This window comes from Rhodopseudomonas rhenobacensis, assembly GCF_014203125.1.
In the GTDB taxonomy this organism is placed as follows: Bacteria; Pseudomonadota; Alphaproteobacteria; order Rhizobiales; family Xanthobacteraceae; genus Rhodopseudomonas_A; species Rhodopseudomonas_A rhenobacensis.
On the sequence record NZ_JACHIH010000035.1, the window covers coordinates 1 to 20,594 of the forward strand.

Genomic DNA, 20,594 nt, shown 5'->3' on the forward strand with positions numbered 1-20,594 from the left:
CGGGGGGGGGCTGTCTGGTGCGGGCGCGGGCCCCGCCGGCGCGCGGCGGCGGGGGGGGGGGGGCGGGGCCGGGGGGGGCGGGCCCCCCCCCCCCCCCCCCCGTCTCGCCAAGGGCGGCCTCGCGGAGGCGCCCCCTCACCCCGACCCTCTCCCCGCAAGCGGGGAGAGGGAGACGCCGCCGCCGCGGCTTTGTGACACGACATCAATCACCCCCGGGCATCATGGCTGAATTCCTGCAATTCCTGGTGTCCGGACTGACGGTCGGCGCGGTCTATGCGCTGGTCGCGCTCGGTTTCACGCTGATCTACAACGCCTCCGACGTGGTGAATTTCGCGCAGGGCGAGTTCGTCATGCTGGGCGGCATGGTGACGGTGTTCGCCTCGGCCGCCGGCGTGCCGTTGCCGCTGGCGGCGCTGATCGCGATCGGCGTCGCCGTGGCGGTCGGGCTATTGCTGTATTGGTGCGCGATCGCGCCGGCGCGCGGCGCTTCCGCGGTGTCGCTGATCATCATCACCATCGGCGCCTCGATCCTGCTGCGCGGCGCGGCGCAGATCGTGTTCGACAAGCAATTCCACAAGCTGCCGGCGTTCTCCGGCGATGCGCCGGTCGATCTGTTCGGCGCCGCGGTGCAGCCGCAGAGCTTCTGGGTGCTCGGCGGCACCGCGGTGATCGTGCTCTTGCTGTATCTGTTCATGGAGCGCACGCTGCTCGGCAAGGCGGTGGTGGCGACCGCGGCCAACCGGCTCGCCGCCAGACTGGTCGGCATCAACACTTCCACGGTCATGGCGCTGGCGTTCGGCGGCTCGGCGGCGATCGGCGCCGTCGCCGGCATTTTGATTACGCCGATCACGCTGACCAGCTATGACGTCGGCACGCTGTTGGCGTTGAAGGGCTTTGCCGCGGCGATGCTCGGCGGCATGGGCAATCCGCTCGGCGCGGTGGCCGGCGGGTTGCTGCTCGGCCTGCTCGAAGCGTTCGGCGCCGGCTATCTCAGCTCGACCTACAAGGACGCCTTCGCCTTCCTGGTCATCCTCGGCGTGTTGTTCGCCGCGCCGCAGGGCCTGTTCGGCCGCCGCGGCGTCGACCGGGTCTGAGCGATGGCCCGGCTCAACCACCGTTACGTCATCCTGGTCGTGCTCGCCGCGGTGATCGCGCTGCTGCCGCTAGTGTTTCCCTCGAGCTATTACTTGCGCGTCGCCGCATTGGTCTGGGTCTCGGCGTTCGCCGCGATCGGGTTGAACATCCTGATGGGCAAGGCCGGCCAGGTCAGCCTCGGCCATGCCGGCTTCTTCGGCATCGGCGCCTATGCGGTGGCGATTCTGCCGGCGCGCTTCGGCCTGCCGTCGTTGGTGGCACTCGCGATCGGCGCGGCGCTGTCGGCGCTGTTGGCGTTTCTGGTCGGCCGGCCGATCCTGCGGCTGAAGGGCCACTACCTCGCCATCGCCACGCTCGGCTTCGGCGTGCTGGTGGCGATGGTGATCACCACCGAAAGCCGCTGGACCGGCGGGCCGGACGGCATGGCGGTGGCGAAATTATCGCTGTTCGGCTGGCGCGCCTCGGGCTCGGCCACCTGGTACTGGATCACGGGCGGGCTGCTGCTGATCGGCGCCTGGATCGCGCTCAATCTCGACGACACCCCGACCGGCCGGGCGTTTCGCGCGCTGCACGACAGCGAGATCGCAGCAAGAGTCACCGGCGTCGACGTCAACCGCTTCAAGCTGCAGGCCTTCGTCATCGCGGCGGTGTATGGCTCGATCGCCGGCTCGGCTTTGGCGATGATGAACGGCTTCATCAATCCCGATCAGGCCGGCTTCCTGCATTCGGTCGAACTGGTCACCATGGTGGTGCTCGGCGGGCTCGGCTCCGTCGTCGGCTCGATCGTCGGCGCCGCGGTGCTGATCGTGCTGCCGCAGCTGCTCACCGTGTTTCAGGACTACGAGAACCTGATGCTCGGGGCGATCATCATCCTGTCGATGATCTTCATGCGCGACGGCATGGTGCCGATGGCGTGGAAGCTGCTCACGAGGACAGGCCGATGACGATCCTCGAGGTCAGCGACATCGGCATTGCGTTCGGCGGCGTCAAGGCGATCGACGGCGTCGGCTTTGCGGTCGCGCAAGGCCAGATCTTCTCCATCATCGGCCCGAACGGCGCCGGCAAGACCACGCTGTTCAACGTAATTTCCGGGATGTATCGGCCAAGCCACGGCCGCGTCGCGCTCGATGGCCGCGACGTCACCGATCTTGCCCCGGACGCGCTGGCGGCGCGCGGGCTGTCGCGCACCTTTCAGAACCTGCAGATCTTCCAGCGCATGACCGCGGCCGAGAACGTCATGGTCGGCCGGCATCTGCAGGAGCGCTGCAACCTGTTCGCCGACCTGTTGCGATTGCCGTCGGTGACGCGGCAAAACCGGGCGACGCGCGAGGCCGCGTTGGGCTTTCTCGATCAGGTCGGATTGCGCGACGGCGCCGATGTGCTCGCCGGCTCATTGTCCTATGGCGCCTGCAAGCGGCTAGAGATCGCGCGTGCGCTCGCCGCCGAGCCGCGGGTGCTGCTACTCGACGAGCCCGCCGCCGGCTGCAACGCCGTGGAGACCGAGGAGATCGACAAGCTGATCTGCCGCGTCGCCGCGAAGGGCATCGCGGTGGTGCTGGTCGAGCACGACATGAAGCTGGTGATGAAGATCTCGCATCGCATCCTGGTGCTGGTGCAAGGCCGGATGCTGATCGAAGGCAATCCGCAGGAGGTGCGCGACAACCCCGCGGTGCTGGAAGCCTATCTCGGCAAGCACGGCGCGCGGGAGGCGGCGCGTGCTTGAGGTCGCAGCCCTGCACTCCGGTTACGGCCGCATCGCGGTGCTGCACGGCATCGACCTCACCGTGCGCGCCGGCGAAGTGGTGGCGCTGATCGGCTCCAACGGCGCCGGCAAGACCACGCTGCTACGCGCATTGAGCGGCGTGCAGCCCGTGACCGGCGGCGCGATCCGGTTTCTCGGCGAGCGGATCGACAAATTGCCGCCGCACAAAAGGGTGGCGCGCGGCATCCTGCAATCGCCGGAGGGCCGCCAGGTGTTCGGCCCGCTCAGCGTGCAGGACAATTTGCGGCTCGGCGGCTATCTGCGCCGCGATGCCGACATCGAGGCCGACCGCGAGAAAATCTTCACGATGTTTCCGGTGCTGAAGGACAAACGCCACCAGGCCGCCGGTGGGCTCTCGGGCGGCCAGCAGCAGATGCTGGCGATCGGCCGCGCGCTGATGGGCAAGCCGAAGCTGCTGCTGCTCGACGAGCCGTCGCTCGGGCTGTCGCCGCTGTTGGTCGATCAGATTCTCGCCGCGGTAGTGGCGCTGCGCAACGACGGCATCACCGTGCTCTTGGTCGAGCAGAACGCCGCCGCCGCGCTGGAAATCGCCGACCGCGGCTATGTGATCGAGACCGGGCGGATCGTGCATAGCGGGCAGGCCGCGGATCTGTTGTCCGACCCGAAGGTGAAATCGGCGTATCTGGGGTTTGATAAGTAGGCTCGTGCGGCGCTTCGCAACTACGAGGCCGTCATTCCGGGGCACGAGCAGCGTCAGCTGCGAGTGAACCCGGAATCTCGCTACGAATTGGCGTCCGCGCTTGCCGCGAGATTCCGGGTTCGCTCGTTCTTCGAACTCGCGCCCCGGAATGACGACGTTATGTGATTTGCTGAATGAGCCTTACCAAAGCGATCGCGCGACATCACGGCCTGGCGCCATCATCCAGCTCGAGCAGAAAATACGTCGTCGGCCCGCTCGCGACGTCGTTGGACAGGTGAAACGCAATCGCTCCCTCGCCCGAAGCAAGCATCGGCTTCACCGCGCCGTTGAGGCCGATCGGCGAGAGCTTCCAGCGCGCCGCGGTCCGCGCCAGCTTCAGATCGACCGAGCCCTTGCGGATCAGCACCGGCAGCCGGCCGTAATCGGCGATCACCTTGTCCTGCCAGTCGCGAAACTTCATCTCGCTGTTGCCGGCGTCGGTGGCGAAGATCAGCAACAGCCGCCGGCCGTTCTGCAGCGACGCCGGCGTATCGAGCGACGACAGCGCGATCAGCCCGTCGCCCTCCGCGGCGTCGACGCTGAGCAGGCCAAGTTGCACCGGCAGGTTTTGCGCGGCGAACGCCAGCGCCTCGGTGGCTGGCGTCACCAGCCGCAACTGCCGGCGCGGGCGATTCAGCACGAGTTCGCCGGTGTCGCTCTGATACACGCCGGCCGCGACATCGGTGAGGTTGTCCCGCGGCAGCGCGCCGCTCGCTTTGAGCCGCGCGATGATGGTCGCGGCGCTGTTTGCGCTGCGCGGCTGCAGCACGGCGATCTCATCGCCGAGCTGTGCCGCGTCCTGCAGACCGATCCGACCGACCAGCGCCAAATCAGTCAAGCTCTCCGGCTCGCGCGCCTGCATGTCGTTGCTCAAATCCTGCTCGCCGCGCACCGCGAAGGGAATCGTCACGCGCGAGCGCGCCACGTCGCCGCGGCGGAACAACAGCGCCGACAGCGTCTCGCCGGCGCGTGCCACCGGATCGAGCGCGATCGCGTAGGGCAGCATCTTCTGCTTGTGCGGATAGGGCTCGCCATAACGCAGCACGATCGGGCCATGACCGTGGCGGCACAGCACGTCCCAACCCTGCAGCGCCGCATAGGCCGGCATCACCAGCCCGGCTTCATAGCGCGTGCGGTTCCAGAACAGATGGTCGTATTCGGTCATCACCAACGGCTTGCCGAGCCAGCGCGACGCCGCCGCCATCCGCATGTAGTTGGCGCCGTCGACGAGCGAGCTGGTTTGCAGGATCTTGCGGCCGGGCTCGTAGCCGCCGATCCAGTCGTGATAGGTGTTCATCGTCACCGCGTCGAGCCCGCGGCGGCTCAGCGCGGTCTGCACCGTCGGCCAGTTGTTGTAGGTGCTGATCAACCCGGTATAGCCGAAGCCACGAATCACAGCGCTCATCCGCGCGGCGGACGAAATCTCCACCTCGGTAAAGAACGCCTGCAGATCGCGCATCCGGGGGCTGTCGGCGTAGCGGTCGTTCGGCAGACGGATCGAAGCGTCTTCCAGCGTCTCGCTCCCGCCGAGCCCGCCCCAGGCTTTCGAAAGCTCCGCCGTGGAGCCGTAGCGCTGCTTCAGCCAGCGATTGAACGGCGCGGCCAGCATCGCGTCGTAGGGCGGCTTGCCGGGCGCGTCGCGGGTCACGCCGTCGAACTCGATGGCGTTCTCGTTGGTCAGCACCACCAGCGCCAAGGCGTCGTCACGGATCGGCGCCGTGCCGGTGTAGGGATTGACGGTGGTGAAGATCTTTTGCACCAGCGCGGCCCAATGCGCGAAGGCCGCGTCGTCGAAGTGCACCGCGAGCTTGAGATTGCTGACCGGATCCCAGCCGTCGTCATGGCCGCCATAGCCGCCGCGCCACGAGGTCAGCCCGTCGATCATCCAGGCGATGCCGTTGTTCTTCAGCGCCGCCATCATGTAGTGCACGCGGTCGAGCGTCTGCGGATCGAAATCGAAATCGCGGGCGCGACCGGCCATCAGGCTGGCGTCGACGAAATGCAGCCGCGCGATGTTGTAGCCGTGCATCGCCAGTTGCCTTGCGTAGCGGTCGGCGCCGTCGTGATCGGGATAGCCGCCGGACGCCGGGCCCCAGGCCAGCGACGCGCAGGCGAACCGCAGCGGCGTCTGCGGCGCGCCTGCATAGACCAGTTGTCCGGTCGGCCCCGCGATCAGTCGATGCCCCGGATCGATCGCGCGATTCGGCAAGATCGCGGAAAAATCCAGCGGACTGCCGGGCTTCAGTTCAAGCGAGGTCTCGCGGACCGGCAGCCATTGCTCGGCGGCCGTCGCGCTGCCGCCGGCGCAGCTCAGTGCGACCAGCGCCAACGCCAGCGTGAGCCGCCGGATCATCAGGCGCTTCCGACGATGCGGCTCTCGATCGGAGCGTCAGGCTGCAGGCGTGCGCGAAAGAATCCGATCGGCAAAGCCGCGGCGTGAAAGAACCACGCCACCACGGTGTAGAGCCCCATCCGCACGCTGCCCTTGCGCCGGCTGACGATCGCCACCAATCCGGCGAACAGCGCGACAACTAACAGCAGCGCCGCGGCCTTGTTCGGCAATGCGACGATCAGCAGCAGGCACAGCGCCCAGAGCAGATAGACCGCGGCCCATAATCTCAGTTCCGGCAATTCGCGCAGCACCTGGATGAAATACGGCCGGCCCAGCGCGGCGCGCAGCACCTCGCCGGTGCCCTGCAGATATTTGCTGGTCCAGCGGCGCAGCAGCAGCCGATAGGAATTGATGGTGTGGCCGAAATGCCGGACGAACCGCCGATCGATCCGGCGCAGCTGCCAGCCGCGGCTGCGCAGCCTGATGCCGAGCTCGAACTCCTCGTGGCCATGCAGGTTGCGGTCGGTCAGGTAGCCGGCATCGGCAATCGCACTGCGCCGATACAGCCCGCCGCCGTTCATCCGGTCGATCGATCCGACGCGGAACTCGGCGCCGCCGCGCTGCACCCGGCGGGCGAATTCCAGGCTCGAGACCTGCATCTCCTCGACATGGCCGGTGACGCCGGCGAGCTTGGGGTCGCTCTCGAGTTCGCGGATCGCGGCGGCGAGAAAATCCTGATCGAGCTGCATGTCGCCGTCGATCAGGCAGAGATAGTCGCCGCGGGAATGCTGGAAGCCGAGCTGCGGGCCGATGCCGCAGCTCGGCCGCGCCGGCGCCACGAGCTGCGCAATCACCACCGGGTAACGTGAGGCGATCGCGATGGTGTCGTCGGTCGAGCCGCTGTCGGCGATGATGACTTCGCCCGGCACAGTGCCGAGCGCAGCCAGCGCGCTCTCGATCGCGGCGGCGATCCGCGCCTGCTCGTTCAGCGTCTTGATGATGATGGAAACGGCCAAGCGACCTCCAGGATGGGTCCGAACGCTGGTCACTCGTTGCGGAACGCGGGGGCGATGGCGACCGCGGGCGGGAGGACGCCGCCGCCCTCGCGCGACGCCTCACGCAGTTGGTCGCGACGCACGATGTGCCACAGCGTGCCCCAGGCCACCACCACCGTGGCGGTCTCGATGACGTAGAACGACACGAAGGTGCCGATCGGCGGCGCGTACCAGGTGGCGGCGGCGGCCACCGCGGCGCCGGCCACGCTGCCGAGCCCCATCACCGCGGCGCGGGCGCCCTGGTTGCCGGAGGCGCCGAGCGCTTCCACCGCCACCGACCAGATCGCCAGCGGCACCACGACCCAGCACAGGATCCGCACGAAGGAAACCAGCGAGACGTAATCCTTGCCGAACAGATAGGGCAGCACCGGCGCCAGCACGAACACCGTCAGCGCGGTGGCGATGCTGATCGGCACCGCGGCGAACAGCACCATACGGATGCGCGGCATTGCATGCTGCAGCCCGGCGCTGGAGATCTTGGCCGAGCCCGGATAGACCAGCCGATTGAGCGCCTCGACCGACAGATAGCTGCTTTCCAGCATGCGGCGCGCCACGCTGTAGCTGGCCATGATCTCGGCGGAGGTCACCAGGCTGAGTACCAAAAGGTCGGCGTTCTGCCGCAACGCGCGCAGGATGCAGGGAATGCTGAAATAGAACCCGAGCGGCAGCTCTTCCCGCACCAGCCGGTAGTGCGGCCGGCCGAGCTGTCTGATCGCCGCCCAGCAGCCCAGCGCCACCAGCACATGGCAGGCGAATTGCCAGATCGACCACGAGACGATGCTGCTGACGCCGAACACCAGGCAGCACAGCGCGGCGGCGATGGTGCGCGCCACCGCGAAGCCGACCACCACCATATTGGCGCGGCCGAAATCCGAATGCGCGAGGAAGATCTGCTCGGACAGCACGATGACGCGGACGAATACGATGTTGGTGATCAGCAACAGCGCTATCACCGCGATGTTGGTGGCAGGATCGGGCGACAGCGTAAAGTAGTAAGGCAGAACCACGACGCCGAGCAGCACCAGCAGGGTGCCGGTGATCGCGGTAAGGATGATGTTGTGGCCGAGCATGTCGGGATAGATCGCGCGATCGCGCGCGACGCGGCGCACCAGGCACTCCATCGCGCCAAGCCCGCAGACATGAACCGCAATATTGGCGACCGCGGTGATGGCGACGAACAGGCTGAATTCGTGGACGCCGAGGAAACGCGCCAGAATCGCGAAGGTCAGCAGCTGCGCCGCCGAGCTGACGACCAGGCTACCGCCGGACGCCGCATACGACATCACCATCGGCAGAAACGCTCTGCGACCGCCCGATCCTTTGACGTGATCCGAAGCCATCCAGTGGTATCCTCGACAGCTTTCGAGATAGTGCGACGGCGTGCATTACACCATCGGTTCGAGCCCGGTTAGCAGTCAGAAATGATCGTAGGGTTAATATCGAATGCGACGTAGTTCGAGGTCTGTTTACCGGAACTCCATAGGTCTCGTGCGACAACAGCGTGGTCAACACCGGAACCCGATCCGTGCCGCACACACCACAACGTGATCAGAACGACGCGCCGCGCCGCCACCGCTTCATGGCGATCGATCTCGAGCTCGGCCCCGGCGTGCTGGTGCCGCGCCAGGAGACCGAATTGCTCGGCACCCAGGCCGCCGGCATTCTGCGGCAGCAGCCGCCCGGCGCACGGGTGATCGACATGTGCTGCGGCTCCGGCAATCTGGCGCTGGGGATCGCCTCGCAGATCTCGTCCGCGCAGATCTGGGCCGCCGACCTCACCGACAGCGCCGTGGCGTTCGCGCGGCGCAACGCCGAGCGGCTCGGCTTCCAGCACCGCGTGCAGATCCGCCAGGGCGACCTGTTCGGCGCGCTGGCGGCCGACCAACTCGAAGGCACGGTCGACATGGTGGTGTGCAATCCGCCCTACATCTCGGCGGCGCGGCTCGAAGGCGAGAGCGCGCATCTGCTCGCGGCCGAGCCGCGCGAAGCCTTCGACGGCGGCCCCTACGGCATTTCGATCCATCAGCGGGTGGTCCGCGATGCGGTGGCGTTTCTCAAGCCCGGCGGCTGGCTGCTGTTCGAATTCGGTGAAGGCCAGCATCGCCAGGCCGCGGCGCTGATCGCCCGCACCAAGGCCTACGAAAGCGCGAGCTTCGCGCGCGATCACACCGCGACGCCGCGGGTCGCGGTGGTGCGCAAGCGCGCCGACGCGGCGGCCCACCCGCCCACGACGGACCAGCCGGCATGAGCCAGATCCGACCCTTGGCGGACGCGGATATTGCCGCGGTCGCCGGGCTGTTCCAACGAATCTTCCGGGATGGCCGCAAGCCGCCGTCGCCGGCGCTCACCGCCTATCTGCGGCAGTATTACCTCGCCTCCCCGCTGTGCGAGAGCGACATCCCCTCGCTGGTTCACGTCAATGACGGGGGGGTCTCCGGCTTCATCGGCGTCAACGTGGTGCCGATGAGCTATCACGGCCGAAAATTGCGTGCCGCGATCTGCAGCACGATGATGGTGGAGCACCACGGCAGCGACCCGATGGCCGGCGCGCGGCTGCTGAAATCGCTGCTGGCCGGACCGCAGGACCTGTCGATCAGCGAAACCGCGAGCGCGGTGTCGGTGCAGATGTGGACCCGGCTGCGCGGCATCGCGCTGACGCAATACAGCCTCGACTGGTTCCGGATGATCCGGCCGGCGTCGTTCCTGCTCGACTTCGCGGCGACACGGATCGGCGCGCAGCGGCTGCTGGCGCCGCTCGCCCGCGGCATCGACGCCCTGTATCTACGGCGGATCACCGGCGATGAACCGCGCTGGTCGGGCGTGCCGGCGGGCTGGCAGCCGAAGCGCGGCCTGCAGGTGTCGGAGATCGATGCCGCCGGCTTTGCCGCGCTGGTCGAACCGTTGACCGCGCAATTTGCGTTGCGACCGGATTGGCGCGGCGACCAGCTCGGCTACATCCTGAGCGAAGCCGCCAACAAGGCCGACCAGGGCGACGCCGTGTTCGCCGCGGTGACCACGTCGAGCGGCGCGCCGGTCGGCGCCTTCCTGTATCACGTCCGTTCAGGCCAGATCGCCCGGGTGATCCAGGTGCTGGCGAAGCCGGGACAGGCCGGCGTGGTGCTGGACTGCCTGATCGGTGATGCCACAGCGCGCGGTGCGGCGGGGCTGCGCGGCCGCACCCAGCCGGCGCTGCTCGACGAGATGCTGAGCCGGCGCATCGCCTTCGCGCACGGCGGCGCCACCGTGGTGCATTCGCGCGACGACGCGTTGGTCGAAGCGTTCCGCCGCTCGCAAGGTTTCGCCAACGGTCTGGTTGGCGAACATTGGAGCCGGCTGATCGGCGGCCGCTTCGACTGAGCGAGGCCACCATCCACGCCATCAAAGCCAGCAATCAGCATCGTGTCCCGGACGCGGTGCAGCGCTCTTGCGCTGCGCCGTGAGCCGGGACCGTGACGACGGCAGTCTCCGTAACGGCCCCGGCTCTGCAGCGCCGTGCGCCGCAAGGGCGTCGCGCGGCGCTGCAGTCCGGGGCACGGTCTACTGCAAGCTGTTCGTCGATTTGGTCGATCGCCTCAGTGCGCGACCTCGTCGACCGGCGCGACCAGCTGCGGGCCGAGATGCAGATAGCGCGTCGCCTTGCGCTTGGCGGCGATATCCGCCCACACCCGCTCGACCTCGACCGCGCTGAGCTTGGCCGCGGCGCCGACTTCGTCGGCGGAGATGCCGTTGTTGAGACCGTACAGGCACAAATCCATCCGGTCATAGGGCAGCGAGAAGTAGAACTCCTCCTGGGTCTGCGCCAGGCTGTACGTATCCGTGGTCGGCGGCCGGCGGCAGATCTCCTCGGGAATCCCGAGATGAGCGGCGAGCGCATAGACCTGGGTCTTGTAGAGATGCGCCAGCGGCTTGACGTCGGCGGCGCCGTCGCCGTTTTTCACGAAAAACCCCTGATCGTATTCCAGCCGGTTCGGGGTGCCGAGCACCGCGTAGTTCAGCCGGTCGGCGTGATAATATTCGATCTGCTTGCGGGTGCGCTGCTTCATGTTGGTGGCGGCGACGATGCCGAGATAGACCTGCGGCGACATCCGCAGCCTGGTTTGCTGGCCGTTCGGATCCTGCACCACCAGATAGGAGATGTTGTAGCCGCCCTCTTGCAGCGAATTGGCGATCACGATCTTCGACGACCAGCCCTCGCCATAATCCGGCACCAGTTGGCGGATGAAGCCGTCGCGGCGCTGGTAGCAGCCGATCGCCTGCAGTGTCGGGCCGATGTCCTCCAGTGCCGATTCCACCCCGAAGGTCTCGGCGACCAGGCGGCCGAGCCGCAGGCTGTCCGGATCGGAATCGTTTTCCGGCATGAACAGGCAGAACACGTTCTTCGGCCCGAGCGCGCGCACCGCCAGCGCCACCGAGACGCTGGAATCGATGCCGCCGGAGAGGCCGAGCACCAAGCCGCGCTTGCGCAACCCGCGCACCTGCTCGCGCAAGGCTGTGACGATGCGGTCGGTCTCGGCGGCGTTGTCGAGCAACAGGGTATTCGCCGAAAAGGCGAAGTTGTGCGGAGGCAATGCAGCGTTCATTCGGCTGATCCCAATGTTTCGACCGCGAGCCTGCGGCTGACTTTGCCGGTGTCGGTCTTCGGCAAGGCGCGACGGAATTCGATGATTTTCGGCACCATGAAGTCTTCCAGATGCAGCGCGCAATGCCGGATGATCTCACGCTCGGTGAGGCTTTCATCCGCCAGCACGATCAGCGCCGCGATGGCGTGGCCGAGCACCGGGTCAGGCACCCCGGTGACCACCGCCTCGGCGATGCCGGGGTGGGCGTGCAGCACGGTCTCGATTTCCTTCGGCGCCACCTTTTCGCCGCGGGTCTTGATGATGTCGTCCTTGCGGCCGACGAAGTACAAAAAGCCCTCGTCGTCGGTGCGGAACAGGTCGCCGGTGTGCAGCCGCTTCTCCCACGGCAGCGGGCCGGGGCGCAGCATCTGCGCGGTGGCGGCGTCATTGCGCCAATAGCCCTGCATCACATGCGGGCCGCGGATCACCAATTCGCCGACTACACCGGGCGGCACGGTGTTGCCGTCGTCATCGACCACGAAGGCTTCAGTATTGGGAATCGCGATGCCGACCGAGCCGGGCCGGCGATCGAGCTCATCCGGCGGCAGATAAGTGCAGCGCTTGCACTCGGTCAGCCCATACATCGAATAGAGCTCGACGCCGGGGAAGATTTCACGCAGCCGGGCGATATGCACCGGCGGCAACGCGGCGGCGGTGTTGGTGATGTAGCGCAGGCTCGGCAAAAAGCCCGGCTGCAAGTCGCGCATCTGCAGGATCAGCGCCGCCATGGTCGGCACCAGCGGAAAGCCGGTGACCCTCTCGGCGCGAATCTTCTCGAAGATGGCTTGCGGAAATGCGAAGGATTTTTCCAACACCAGCGTGGCGCCGAGCTTGATCGCCATCAATAGCTGATAGAGGCCGTAGTCGAACGCCAGCGGCAACACGTTGAGGATGATATCGTCGGGCGTGTTGCGCAAGTAAGTGGTGATCGAACTCGCCGCCGCCTCGATGTTGCGATGGGTCATCATCACGCCCTTGGGGCGGCCGGTGGAGCCCGAGGTGTAGATCAGCATCGCCAGATCGACGTCGATGCCGCCATGGCGCACCGGCTCGGGCTCGGCTTGCAGACACGCCTCGAACGCCACCACACCATCCGACGCGGCGGTTTTCGGCGGCTGCGTTGAGGCCACGAACAGCGGCCGCGCGGCCATCGTGGCGCGGGCCTGCGTCACGATCGGCAAGAGCCGCGCCTGGGTCAGGATCGCGGCGGCCTCGCAGTCGGCGATCATGTAGCCGAGTTTGTCGGCCTTGGTGGAGGCGTTGACCGGGCTGAACACCGCGCCGGCCTTCAGCACCGCGAAGATCGCAACAGCTGCTTCCCAGCAATTGTCCATGAACACCAGCACGCGATCGCCGCGCGCCACGCCGGCAGCGGCTAGGCGCGACGCCAGCCGGCTGGAGAGATCGTCCAATTCGTCATAGCGCAGCCGCCTGCGCTCGGTGACCAGCGCGGTCTTGTCGCCGCGCAGTGCGGCGTTGCCGATCAGGAATTGCTCGATCCGCATCGCTCGATGCTCCGTTGCTTTATGCGGCCGCCTTCGTCGCGGTCTTCGCGGCGATGAAGGCGGCGATGCGGTCCAGCGAATCCAGATTGGCCGGCACGATATCGGCATCCGCCACGGTGACGCCGTAGCGGTCCTCGATGAACGCCACCAGTTCCAGCACGCCGGTGGAATCGATCACGCCGTTCTCGATCAGCGAGTCGATGTCGGCGAGATTCTGGCTGGTGTCGCCGAACAGAAAGTTCTCGATCACGAAGGCCTTCACGCTGTCCTTGATGCTCTCGGTCATGTCGTTCCTCTCGTCGTTGAAAATCAGGCGGCGTCAGATTGCCGGCGGCGCGCGCCGGTGAAACTCTGCAGCCACAGCTGCGTCGACAGGATGCCGACGAACGCGGCGTTGTCGCGGAACCCGCCGGTCGGCCGCGCGCTGCATTTCTGGTGCAGCTTCGACACCGCACGCGGATCGAACAGCCCGCCGGCGCGGAGCTGTTGTTCGCCCATCGCCGCCTCGACGTAGTCCGCGGCATTGCGGCCGACAAAGGACTGGCTGTCCGGCGCCCGATACGGCTGCTTGGTGCGCCGGCCGATCGCGCGCGGCAGGATGTCCTTGGTCGCCTCGCGCAGGATGTGCTTCTCCACCAGCCCCTTCAGCTTCATCTCCGGCGGCAGGCTGGCGGCGAATTCAACCAGACCATGATCGAGGAACGGGAAGCGGCCCTCGATGCCGTGCGCCATCGCCATGCGGTCGCCCTGGCTGGACAGGATGTAGCCCGGCAGCAGGAAGCGGGCTTCGAGATATTGCGCCTGATGCAGCGGATGCCACCGCGCAAAGGCCGCGGGGAGCCTTGAGGCCAATTCCTCTGCGGCATCAAAGCCGGCGAGTTGTTCGCGCAGCTCGGCGGAGAAGAACAGCTTGGTGGCCGCGGTGCCGTTGAGGCGCGGCCGGTGCGAGAACAACGGATCGTCGAGCGGAACATTGCCGGCGCCGAAGAACGACGCCAGATATTCCGCCGACTGCTGCTGCAGCCCCGGCAGATAGGGATAGAGCTTGCGGAACAGGTGCGGCCGGATTCGCGAGCCGGGCTGCCGGCCGCAGAACCGGCGCACCCGCGACTCTTTGAAAATATCGTAGCCGGCGAACACCTCGTCGGCGCCCTCGCCGGTCAGCACGACCTTCAGCCCCTGCTGCCGCACCAGCCCGGAGAGTTTGTAGAGCGGCGCCGGCGCGGTGCGCAGGATCGGCCGTTCGGTGAAGCGGATCACCTCGGGGAACACCGCGGCGATATCGCCGTCGCCGCAGTTGACCGTGCTGTGCCGCGTGCCGAGCGCCTGCGCCATTTCGTTCTGAAACGCGCTCTCGTCGTGCTCGGCGCTGTCGAACGTCACCGAAAAGGTGCGCAAGCCCTCCGGCGCCATCGGCGCTGCGAGCGCGGAAATCACCGAGGAGTCCAACCCGCCCGACAGATAGCTGCCGACCGGCACGTCGGCGCGCATCCGCAGCCGCGTCGCCTCGGTCAACAACGCGCGCAGCTGCTCGGCGGCTTCGCGCTCGTCGGTGTAACGCGGCGGAGCATCGCGATCCGGATAGGTGAGGCTCCAATACGACCGCGTCGTGGTGGCGCCGCCGTCCTTGACGATCATCAGGCTCGCGGGCTCGAGCTCATAGATGTCGCGAAACGCAGTGCGCGGCGCGATCGGCGCCCACAGCGTAAAGATCTGATCGAGCGCGCGCGGATCGAGTTCCGCCTCGACGCCGGGCACCTCGAGCAGCGCCTTGACCTCGGAGGCGAAGTACAACGCGCCGCCGTGCCTCACATAGAACAGCGGCCGCACCCCCATGCGGTCGCGCGCCAGCATCAGCTGGCGGCGGCGGCCGTCGTAGATCGCAAACGCAAAGTCACCGTTGAGCAGCGAGACGCAATCCTCGCCCATCTCGTCGTAGAGATGCAGGATCACTTCGGTGTCGCTGCTGGTGCGGAAGCGGCGGCCCTTGGCGCGCAGCTGCTCGCGCAGTTCCACGTAGTTGAAGATCTCGCCGTTGAACGCGATGGTCAGCGTGCCGCTTTGGTCCGACATCGGCTGCTGGCCGTCGCCGAGACCGACGATCGACAGCCGCGCATGGCCGAGCCCGATGCCCTTAGCGGTGAACACGCCGTGCTCGTCCGGACCGCGATGCGCGATCGCGGCCGTCATGCGCTCCAGGAGCGCCCGCCCGTGGCGAACATCGCCGAAGTATCCGTCAAAACCGCACATGCCGAGATGCCTGCGTCTGATCAACTTCTCGGCGAAATATAGTGGGCCGCGCTCCCAACAAGCGTTAACGCGTTCGGCAAATCCTTATGAATGGTAAACATAACAGTTACAGCATGCCCGAGATTTCGGGGTTTTTTTGCCGCGGCCGCCACGGCGCCGATTAACTCAAAATTCAGCATGTGGGCCTAGCTGTGGGGAGAGTCACGGAGGACAAGCACGCCCCTTCCATCTTTGCTGCGTGCTGAGGGCGAACACGGATGTTTAGGCCGAAGCAGTCGGAGCCGCGCCAAACGCCTCGACCGACAGGCCGTCACTGGTTGCTCGGCAATGCGGCGCTCGCCGCCGAACCGGCGATCGCCGACGCCGCCGTCACGCCCACGGCCACCGCCGCCACCTCCGCGGCGCCGCTGCGGCCGCAGCCCGAGCCGGTCCCGTCGCCCCGCCCGGCGCCGAGTTCCACGCCGCCCGCGTCCGTTCCCCACGATCCATGGTCCCGATTGCAGCTGCTGCGCGACGTCGAGACCGCCGATGTCGTCGGCTGGCTGCGCGGCGGCCGCGGCGCGATCGTCACCGCGGTGCTGCTCTGCGTCGCCGCGGCCTTGATGGTCGCGCTCACCACGCCGCCGCGCTACACGGTGTTCACCGATATTCTGGTCGACCCCGCCAATCTCAACGTCGTGCGCGACGACGTCTTCACCAGCAATCCGCAGCGCGACGCGCAATTGCTCGACGTCGAGAGCAAGCTGCGCATTCTGACCTCGCGCAACGTGCTGACGCGGGTGATCGACCGGCTCGATCTCACCAACGACCCCGAATTCGTCAAACCCGGCGGGCTGTCGTTTCTGCGCAACCTGATCTCCGCCAAGGACGCCACTCAGGACCGCCGGCTCGAGGTGATGCGCGCGCTGTCCGAACAGGTCGAAGCGCGCCGCGAGGAGCGCTCCTTCGTCGTGGTGATGAAGCTGTGGTCGCAGGATCCCGAGAAGGCGGTGACGATCTCCAACGCCATCGTCGATGCGTTCGAGGCCGAGCTGTTCCAATCGTCCTCGGAAAGCGCCGGGCGGGTGGTGAAGAACCTCAACGAGCGGCTCGACGAGCTGCGCCGCAACGTCAACGAGGCGGAGCGCAAGGTGGAGGATTTCCGCCGCGCCAAAGGGCTGCAGTCGAGCAACGGCGAACTGGTCAGCACCCGGATTTCCAGCGAGCTCAACACCCAGGTGCTGGATGCCCAGCAGCGCTTCATCCAGGCGGACTCCCGCTACAAGCAGATGAGTGCTGCGATCGCCGAGCGCCGCACCGCCAGCGCCTCGATCTTCGATTCCGCGGCGATGACCAACCTGCGCCAGCAGTACAACACGTTGCAGCAGCAGGTCGGCTCGATCGCGGCGATCTTCGGCGCCAAGCATCCGCAGATGGTGACAGCGCTGTCCGAACAGCAGGCGGTGGACGCCGCGATCGTGCGCGAGGCGCGCCGCATCCTCGACCTCGCCAAGGCCGATCTCGACCGCGAACAGGCGACGCTGAAGATGCTGCAAAGCAAAGCCGGCGTCGAAAAATCCAACGTCTTCACCGACAACGACGCTTTGGTGCAATTGCACGATCTGGAGCGCGACGCCCGCGCCAAGGCGGCGATCTATGAAAGCCATCTGGCGCGCGCCCAGCAGATCGGCGAACGGCAGCAGATCGACACCAGCAACGTGCGGGTGATCTCGCGGCCGATGCCGCCGAAGGCGCGCAGCTGGCCGCCGCGCACGCTGTACTTGCTGATCGGCGGCGCGATCCTCGGCCTGCTGCTCGGCATCGCCGCGGCGCTGATGCGCGGCGCCTGGTTCTATCTGCGCGATCCACGACCGACCCACGGCTGAGCTCGATGACGGAGATCGCGGGCAGCGCTGCGCCGGGGCTCGCCGATCAAACGGACCGGCTGCGCCGGGCGTTCGGCGGCTTTCTGTTCGTCGCGATCTTCCTGCATCTGTGGATCTCGCTGACGCCGTTCGTCGATCTCACCGGCGAGGCGGTGCTCGATCCCAGCGCCGGCAAATCCAACGCGCTGAACCAGATCGTCGCGCTGTTGCTGTTCGCCTGCACGCTCGGCTACGGCCTCGGCCACCCGATGCGCAGCGCCATCCTGCAGCCGCGGGCGTTTCTCGCCGTGCTGTTTCTGTGGTTCTTTGTGGTATCGCTGATTTCCGCGCATCCGATGCTCGGCATCAAGGGCGTGGTGCTGGCGGTGATGGCGACCGCCAATGCCAGTATCTATCTGCTGTTGCCGAACTCCGAGCGGCAGTTCGCCAAATTGCTCGGCATCGCCACGCTGATCGTGCTCGCGGTGAGCTACTACGGCATCGTGTTCAAGCCGACGCTGGCGATCCATCAGGCCTCCGAACTGCGCGAGCCGATGAATGCCGGGCTGTGGCGCGGGCACTTTCCGCACAAGAACAGCGCCGCGGCGGCGATGGTGATCGCGTCGTTCTTCGGCTTCTACGTCCTGCACGCCTGGTCGAAGCTCGCAGGCCTGGCGATCATCGGGCTGTCGTTCGTGTTCCTGGTGCACACCGGCGGCAAGACCTCGACCGCGATGCTGCCGGCGATCCTGCTGCTGGCCTGGGTGTTCGAGCGGGTTCGCTTCTTGCGGATTCCGATCGTGGTCGGCGGCATCGGGCTGTTCAATCTGCTCGCGGTCGGGTCGGCGGTGTTCCGGCCGCTCGGCGATTTCGTCACCCAGCTCGGGGTGGATGCGACGTTTACCAATCGCGCAGACATCTGGCGCTTCGCATTCTCCGCGCTCGCCGACCGGCCGCTGACCGGATATGGATTCAAGAGTTTCTGGCAGACTTCGGAACTGGTCTATAGCGGCGGTTCCGTCGAGACCTGGGCGGTGGCCGCGGCGAACGGCCATAATTCCTATCTCGATATCGCGTTGATGACCGGACTACCCGGATTAGTTCTGACGCTGATTTGGATCATCGTGCTGCCGCTGCGCAGCATCTCGCGGCTCGGACCCGCGGTCGAACATTCCCACCTGACGCGGCTGTTCATCCGCGTCTGGCTCTACACCATCCTGAACGCCGTTCTGGAAAGCTTGTTTTTCGAAGGCGGCGACCTGTTGTGGTTTACCTTCCTGGTCGCCGTCTACGGACTGTCCCTACAATCATCGGCCGCATTGACAGAAGTCGCGCGGCCCAAGACACGGAGGACCCCGGCCCATGCCTCGCGCGCAGAAGCGTCTCGATTGGATGGCGAACCGTTTTGACCGTTTGATGAACCGCGCGATCTGGACACTGGGGGGCCCGAAGCGGGCCTTGCAGACCGACACCGCGCTGGTGTCCTTCACCTTCGACGACGTGCCGGACAGCGCCCGCAGCCCGGGCGCCGATATCCTGGAACATTACGGCGCGCGCGGCACCTTCTACATCGCCGGCGGCCTCGCCGGCACCGTCGAAGCCGACCGCAGCATCATCACGCCGCCGGATTGCCGCGACCTCGCCGAGCGCGGTCACGAGCTCGGCTGCCACACCTTTTCACACCGCAAGGTGCGCAGTTTTTCCGGCGCCGAGTTCGCCCGCGATCTCGATCGCAACGCGGACTATCTCGCCGGCCTTGGCCTCGCGGCGCCGCCGCGGAACTTCGCGTTTCCTTACAATTCGGCGTGGCCGCCGGCGCGCAGCGAATTCCGCAGCCGGTTCCGCAGCTGCCGCGGCGCCGGCGAAAGCGTCAACCGCGGCATGGTCGATCCCTTGATGCTGAAGAGCGTGGCGATCGGCCCGGAGGCCGAGGCGCGCGCGCTGACGCGCTGGATCGACGACGTGGTGGCGGATCCCGGCTGGCTGATCTTCTTCGGCCACGACGTCGCCGCGAACCCGACGCCCTATGGCTGCACGCCGCAGACCTTCGACCATCTGGTCCGCTACGCCGCCGAACGCGGCTGCGCCATCCTGCCGGTCGACCGCGCGCTGGATCGGATCGGCTGGTGATGACCGCCTTGGCGCAGCACCAACCGGATGCGCCGAAGCGGCTGTTGGCGATCAACAACTACTTCTATCGCCGCGGCGGCGCCGAGACGGTGTTCTTCGACCAGATGGCGATGTTCGCCGAAATCGGCTGGGACGTCGTGCCGTTCGCCATGCAGCACGAGGCCAACCAGCCCTCGCCGTGGTCGAAATATTTCGTCTCCGAGATCGAATATGGCCGCGCCTCGAGCCCGCTGCGCAAGCTGACGCAGGCCGCCAGCATCCTTTACTCGTTCGAAGCGCAGCGCAACATCGCCCGGCTGATCGCGCAGGCGCGGCCTTCGGTGGCGCACGCCCACAACGTCTATCATCACCTGTCGCCGGCGATCTTCGCGACGCTGAAGGACGCCGGGATTCCGGTGGTGATGACGGCACACGATCTCAAGCTCGCCTGCCCGGCCTACAAGATGCTGCGCGACGCCAAGCCCTGCGAGGATTGCAAGGGCGGCCACGTCTACAACGTGCTGCGGCATCGCTGCATCAAGGACTCCATCCCGCTGTCCGGCCTGGTGCTGGCGGAGACGCTGCTGCACCGGGGCCTCGGGCTCTATCGCAACAAGATCGATCGTATCGTGGTGCCGAGCCGGTTCTATGTGGAGAAGCTCGTCGAATGGAACTGGCCGCGCGAGCAGCTGCGCTACATTCCGAATTTCGTCGACGTCGCGGCGTTCCAATCCGCCTGGGACGAGGGCGATTACTTCGTCTTCGCCGGCCGGCTCGCGCCCGAGAAAGGGCTTGCGACCTTGATCCGCGCCGTGGCCCGCGCCAAGCAACGGCTGATCGTCGCCGGCACCGGGCCCGAGGAAACAGCACTGCGTCAACTCGTCAGCGAACGCGACGCCGACGTGAGCTTCGTCGGGCATCTCGCCGGCGCGGATCTGCATCGCCTGATCGGGCAATCGCGCGCGTTGGTGCTGCCGTCGGAGTGGTACGAGAACGCGCCGCTCAGCATTCTCGAAGCCTACGCGCTCGGCCGCCCGGTGATCGGCGCCGCGATCGGCGGCATTCCGGAGATGGTCCGCGACGGCGAGACCGGATTGCTGGCGCGCCCCGGCGACGTCGACGATCTCGCCGACAAGCTTGGTCAGCTTGCCGCTCTGAGCGTCGCGCAACGCGCGCAGATGGGCGACAGCGGCCGGCAATGGATCGCGCAGGAATTTTCCGCGCAGGCCTATCGCGACCGCACGCTCGCGCTCTACGCCGAACTCGGCGCGGCCTGAGCGGCGTTCATCATCGGCCCGCCTATCAAGGTTAACAGCCAATAGC

General features: G+C 66.8%; 17 protein-coding genes. 10 read left to right on the top strand and 7 right to left on the bottom strand.

The genetic code is table 11. The annotated features are described in order from the left end of the window. Window positions 1-221 precede the first annotated feature (221 nt). Genes HNR60_RS20445 through HNR60_RS20460 form a run of 4 tightly spaced genes read left to right on the top strand, consistent with a single transcriptional unit; the run spans window position 222 to window position 3,518 of the window. The gene (locus HNR60_RS20445; protein WP_184261525.1) at window positions 222-1,094 is read left to right on the top strand and encodes a branched-chain amino acid ABC transporter permease; all 873 of its coding nucleotides are present in this window, start codon (window positions 222-224) and stop codon (window positions 1,092-1,094) included. A 3-nt stretch (window positions 1,095-1,097) separates the two neighbouring features. After that, window positions 1,098-2,039 (top strand): branched-chain amino acid ABC transporter permease, encoded by a 942-nt coding sequence (locus HNR60_RS20450; protein ID WP_184261527.1) that lies wholly within the window; start codon window positions 1,098-1,100, stop codon window positions 2,037-2,039. Then, the gene (locus tag HNR60_RS20455) at window positions 2,036-2,818 is read left to right on the top strand and encodes an ABC transporter ATP-binding protein (protein WP_184261529.1); all 783 of its coding nucleotides are present in this window, start codon (window positions 2,036-2,038) and stop codon (window positions 2,816-2,818) included. Before HNR60_RS20450 ends, HNR60_RS20455 begins: the two co-directional genes overlap by 4 nt. Then, window positions 2,811-3,518 carry an ATP-binding cassette domain-containing protein gene (locus HNR60_RS20460; RefSeq protein ID WP_184261531.1) on the top strand — a complete coding sequence of 236 codons (708 nt, stop codon included), beginning with the start codon at window positions 2,811-2,813 and terminating at the stop codon, window positions 3,516-3,518. Before HNR60_RS20455 ends, HNR60_RS20460 begins: the two co-directional genes overlap by 8 nt. A gap of 202 nt (window positions 3,519-3,720) precedes the next feature. Here HNR60_RS20460 and HNR60_RS20465 read toward each other — a convergent pair whose 3' ends face one another. From HNR60_RS20465 to HNR60_RS20475, 3 genes are read right to left on the bottom strand one after another with little or no spacing between them, the layout of a single operon-like run. Beyond that, window positions 3,721-5,907, bottom strand: coding sequence for a glycoside hydrolase (locus tag HNR60_RS20465; RefSeq protein WP_184261599.1), 2,187 nt, complete (start codon window positions 5,905-5,907; stop codon window positions 3,721-3,723). 2 nt (window positions 5,908-5,909) lie between these two features. Further along, entirely contained in the window at window positions 5,910-6,905 is a 996-nt protein-coding gene (locus HNR60_RS20470) for a glycosyltransferase family 2 protein (protein WP_184261533.1), read from the bottom strand. Window positions 6,906-6,934: 29 nt separating this feature from the next. After that, window positions 6,935-8,284, bottom strand: coding sequence for a lipopolysaccharide biosynthesis protein (locus HNR60_RS20475; RefSeq protein ID WP_246433035.1), 1,350 nt, complete (start codon window positions 8,282-8,284; stop codon window positions 6,935-6,937). Window positions 8,285-8,523: 239 nt separating this feature from the next. Here HNR60_RS20475 and HNR60_RS20480 point away from each other — a divergent pair, with 239 nt between their 5' ends. After that, entirely contained in the window at window positions 8,524-9,192 is a 669-nt protein-coding gene (locus tag HNR60_RS20480) for a N5-glutamine methyltransferase family protein (protein WP_184261603.1), read from the top strand. Beyond that, entirely contained in the window at window positions 9,189-10,301 is a 1,113-nt protein-coding gene (locus tag HNR60_RS20485; protein ID WP_184261535.1) for a hypothetical protein, read from the top strand. The genes HNR60_RS20480 and HNR60_RS20485 overlap by 4 nt, the downstream gene beginning before the upstream one ends. A gap of 215 nt (window positions 10,302-10,516) precedes the next feature. On the opposite strand, the gene nadE is transcribed toward HNR60_RS20485, so the two are convergent. From nadE to asnB, 4 genes are read right to left on the bottom strand one after another with little or no spacing between them, the layout of a single operon-like run. Then, on the bottom strand, window positions 10,517-11,524 hold the full coding sequence (gene nadE / locus HNR60_RS20490; RefSeq protein ID WP_184261537.1) for an NAD(+) synthase: 1,008 nt from the start codon (window positions 11,522-11,524) through the stop codon (window positions 10,517-10,519). After that, window positions 11,521-13,068, bottom strand: a complete 1,548-nt coding sequence (locus HNR60_RS20495) for a class I adenylate-forming enzyme family protein (RefSeq protein WP_184261539.1) — start codon at window positions 13,066-13,068, stop codon at window positions 11,521-11,523. The genes nadE and HNR60_RS20495 overlap by 4 nt, the downstream gene beginning before the upstream one ends. Before the next feature lie 19 nt (window positions 13,069-13,087). Next, window positions 13,088-13,354 carry an acyl carrier protein gene (locus HNR60_RS20500; RefSeq protein ID WP_184261541.1) on the bottom strand — a complete coding sequence of 89 codons (267 nt, stop codon included), beginning with the start codon at window positions 13,352-13,354 and terminating at the stop codon, window positions 13,088-13,090. 23 nt (window positions 13,355-13,377) lie between these two features. Then, window positions 13,378-15,318, bottom strand: a complete 1,941-nt coding sequence (asnB, locus tag HNR60_RS20505) for an asparagine synthase (glutamine-hydrolyzing) (protein ID WP_184261543.1) — start codon at window positions 15,316-15,318, stop codon at window positions 13,378-13,380. A gap of 257 nt (window positions 15,319-15,575) precedes the next feature. On the opposite strand from asnB, the gene HNR60_RS20510 reads away from it, so the two are divergent. From HNR60_RS20510 to HNR60_RS20525, 4 genes are read left to right on the top strand one after another with little or no spacing between them, the layout of a single operon-like run. Further along, complete coding sequence (locus HNR60_RS20510; RefSeq protein ID WP_184261545.1) at window positions 15,576-17,183, top strand: GumC family protein; 1,608 nt, start codon at window positions 15,576-15,578, stop codon at window positions 17,181-17,183. Between the two features lie 5 nt (window positions 17,184-17,188). Further along, window positions 17,189-18,571: an O-antigen ligase family protein gene (locus HNR60_RS20515; protein ID WP_184261546.1), complete on the top strand. Its 1,383-nt coding sequence runs from the start codon at window positions 17,189-17,191 to the stop codon at window positions 18,569-18,571. After that, window positions 18,555-19,292 carry a polysaccharide deacetylase family protein gene (locus HNR60_RS20520; protein ID WP_347339364.1) on the top strand — a complete coding sequence of 246 codons (738 nt, stop codon included), beginning with the start codon at window positions 18,555-18,557 and terminating at the stop codon, window positions 19,290-19,292. Before HNR60_RS20515 ends, HNR60_RS20520 begins: the two co-directional genes overlap by 17 nt. Beyond that, window positions 19,292-20,548: a glycosyltransferase family 4 protein gene (locus HNR60_RS20525; RefSeq protein WP_184261550.1), complete on the top strand. Its 1,257-nt coding sequence runs from the start codon at window positions 19,292-19,294 to the stop codon at window positions 20,546-20,548. The genes HNR60_RS20520 and HNR60_RS20525 overlap by 1 nt, the downstream gene beginning before the upstream one ends. Window positions 20,549-20,594: the final 46 nt, after the last annotated feature.

Coding starts and splice junctions, on each gene's coding strand:
- HNR60_RS20445 (WP_184261525.1), top strand. CDS start 222: ATGGCTGAATTCCTGCAATTCCTGGTGTCCGGACTGACGGTCGGCGCG.
- HNR60_RS20450 (WP_184261527.1), top strand. CDS start 1,098: ATGGCCCGGCTCAACCACCGTTACGTCATCCTGGTCGTGCTCGCCGCG.
- HNR60_RS20455 (WP_184261529.1), top strand. CDS start 2,036: ATGACGATCCTCGAGGTCAGCGACATCGGCATTGCGTTCGGCGGCGTC.
- HNR60_RS20475 (WP_246433035.1), bottom strand. CDS start 8,284: ATGGCTTCGGATCACGTCAAAGGATCGGGCGGTCGCAGAGCGTTTCTG.
- HNR60_RS20480 (WP_184261603.1), top strand. CDS start 8,524: ATGGCGATCGATCTCGAGCTCGGCCCCGGCGTGCTGGTGCCGCGCCAG.
- HNR60_RS20485 (WP_184261535.1), top strand. CDS start 9,189: ATGAGCCAGATCCGACCCTTGGCGGACGCGGATATTGCCGCGGTCGCC.
- nadE (WP_184261537.1), bottom strand. CDS start 11,524: ATGAACGCTGCATTGCCTCCGCACAACTTCGCCTTTTCGGCGAATACC.
- HNR60_RS20495 (WP_184261539.1), bottom strand. CDS start 13,068: ATGCGGATCGAGCAATTCCTGATCGGCAACGCCGCACTGCGCGGCGAC.
- HNR60_RS20500 (WP_184261541.1), bottom strand. CDS start 13,354: ATGACCGAGAGCATCAAGGACAGCGTGAAGGCCTTCGTGATCGAGAAC.
- asnB (WP_184261543.1), bottom strand. CDS start 15,318: ATGTGCGGTTTTGACGGATACTTCGGCGATGTTCGCCACGGGCGGGCG.
- HNR60_RS20510 (WP_184261545.1), top strand. CDS start 15,576: ATGTTTAGGCCGAAGCAGTCGGAGCCGCGCCAAACGCCTCGACCGACA.
- HNR60_RS20515 (WP_184261546.1), top strand. CDS start 17,189: ATGACGGAGATCGCGGGCAGCGCTGCGCCGGGGCTCGCCGATCAAACG.
- HNR60_RS20520 (WP_347339364.1), top strand. CDS start 18,555: ATGGCGAACCGTTTTGACCGTTTGATGAACCGCGCGATCTGGACACTG.
- HNR60_RS20525 (WP_184261550.1), top strand. CDS start 19,292: ATGACCGCCTTGGCGCAGCACCAACCGGATGCGCCGAAGCGGCTGTTG.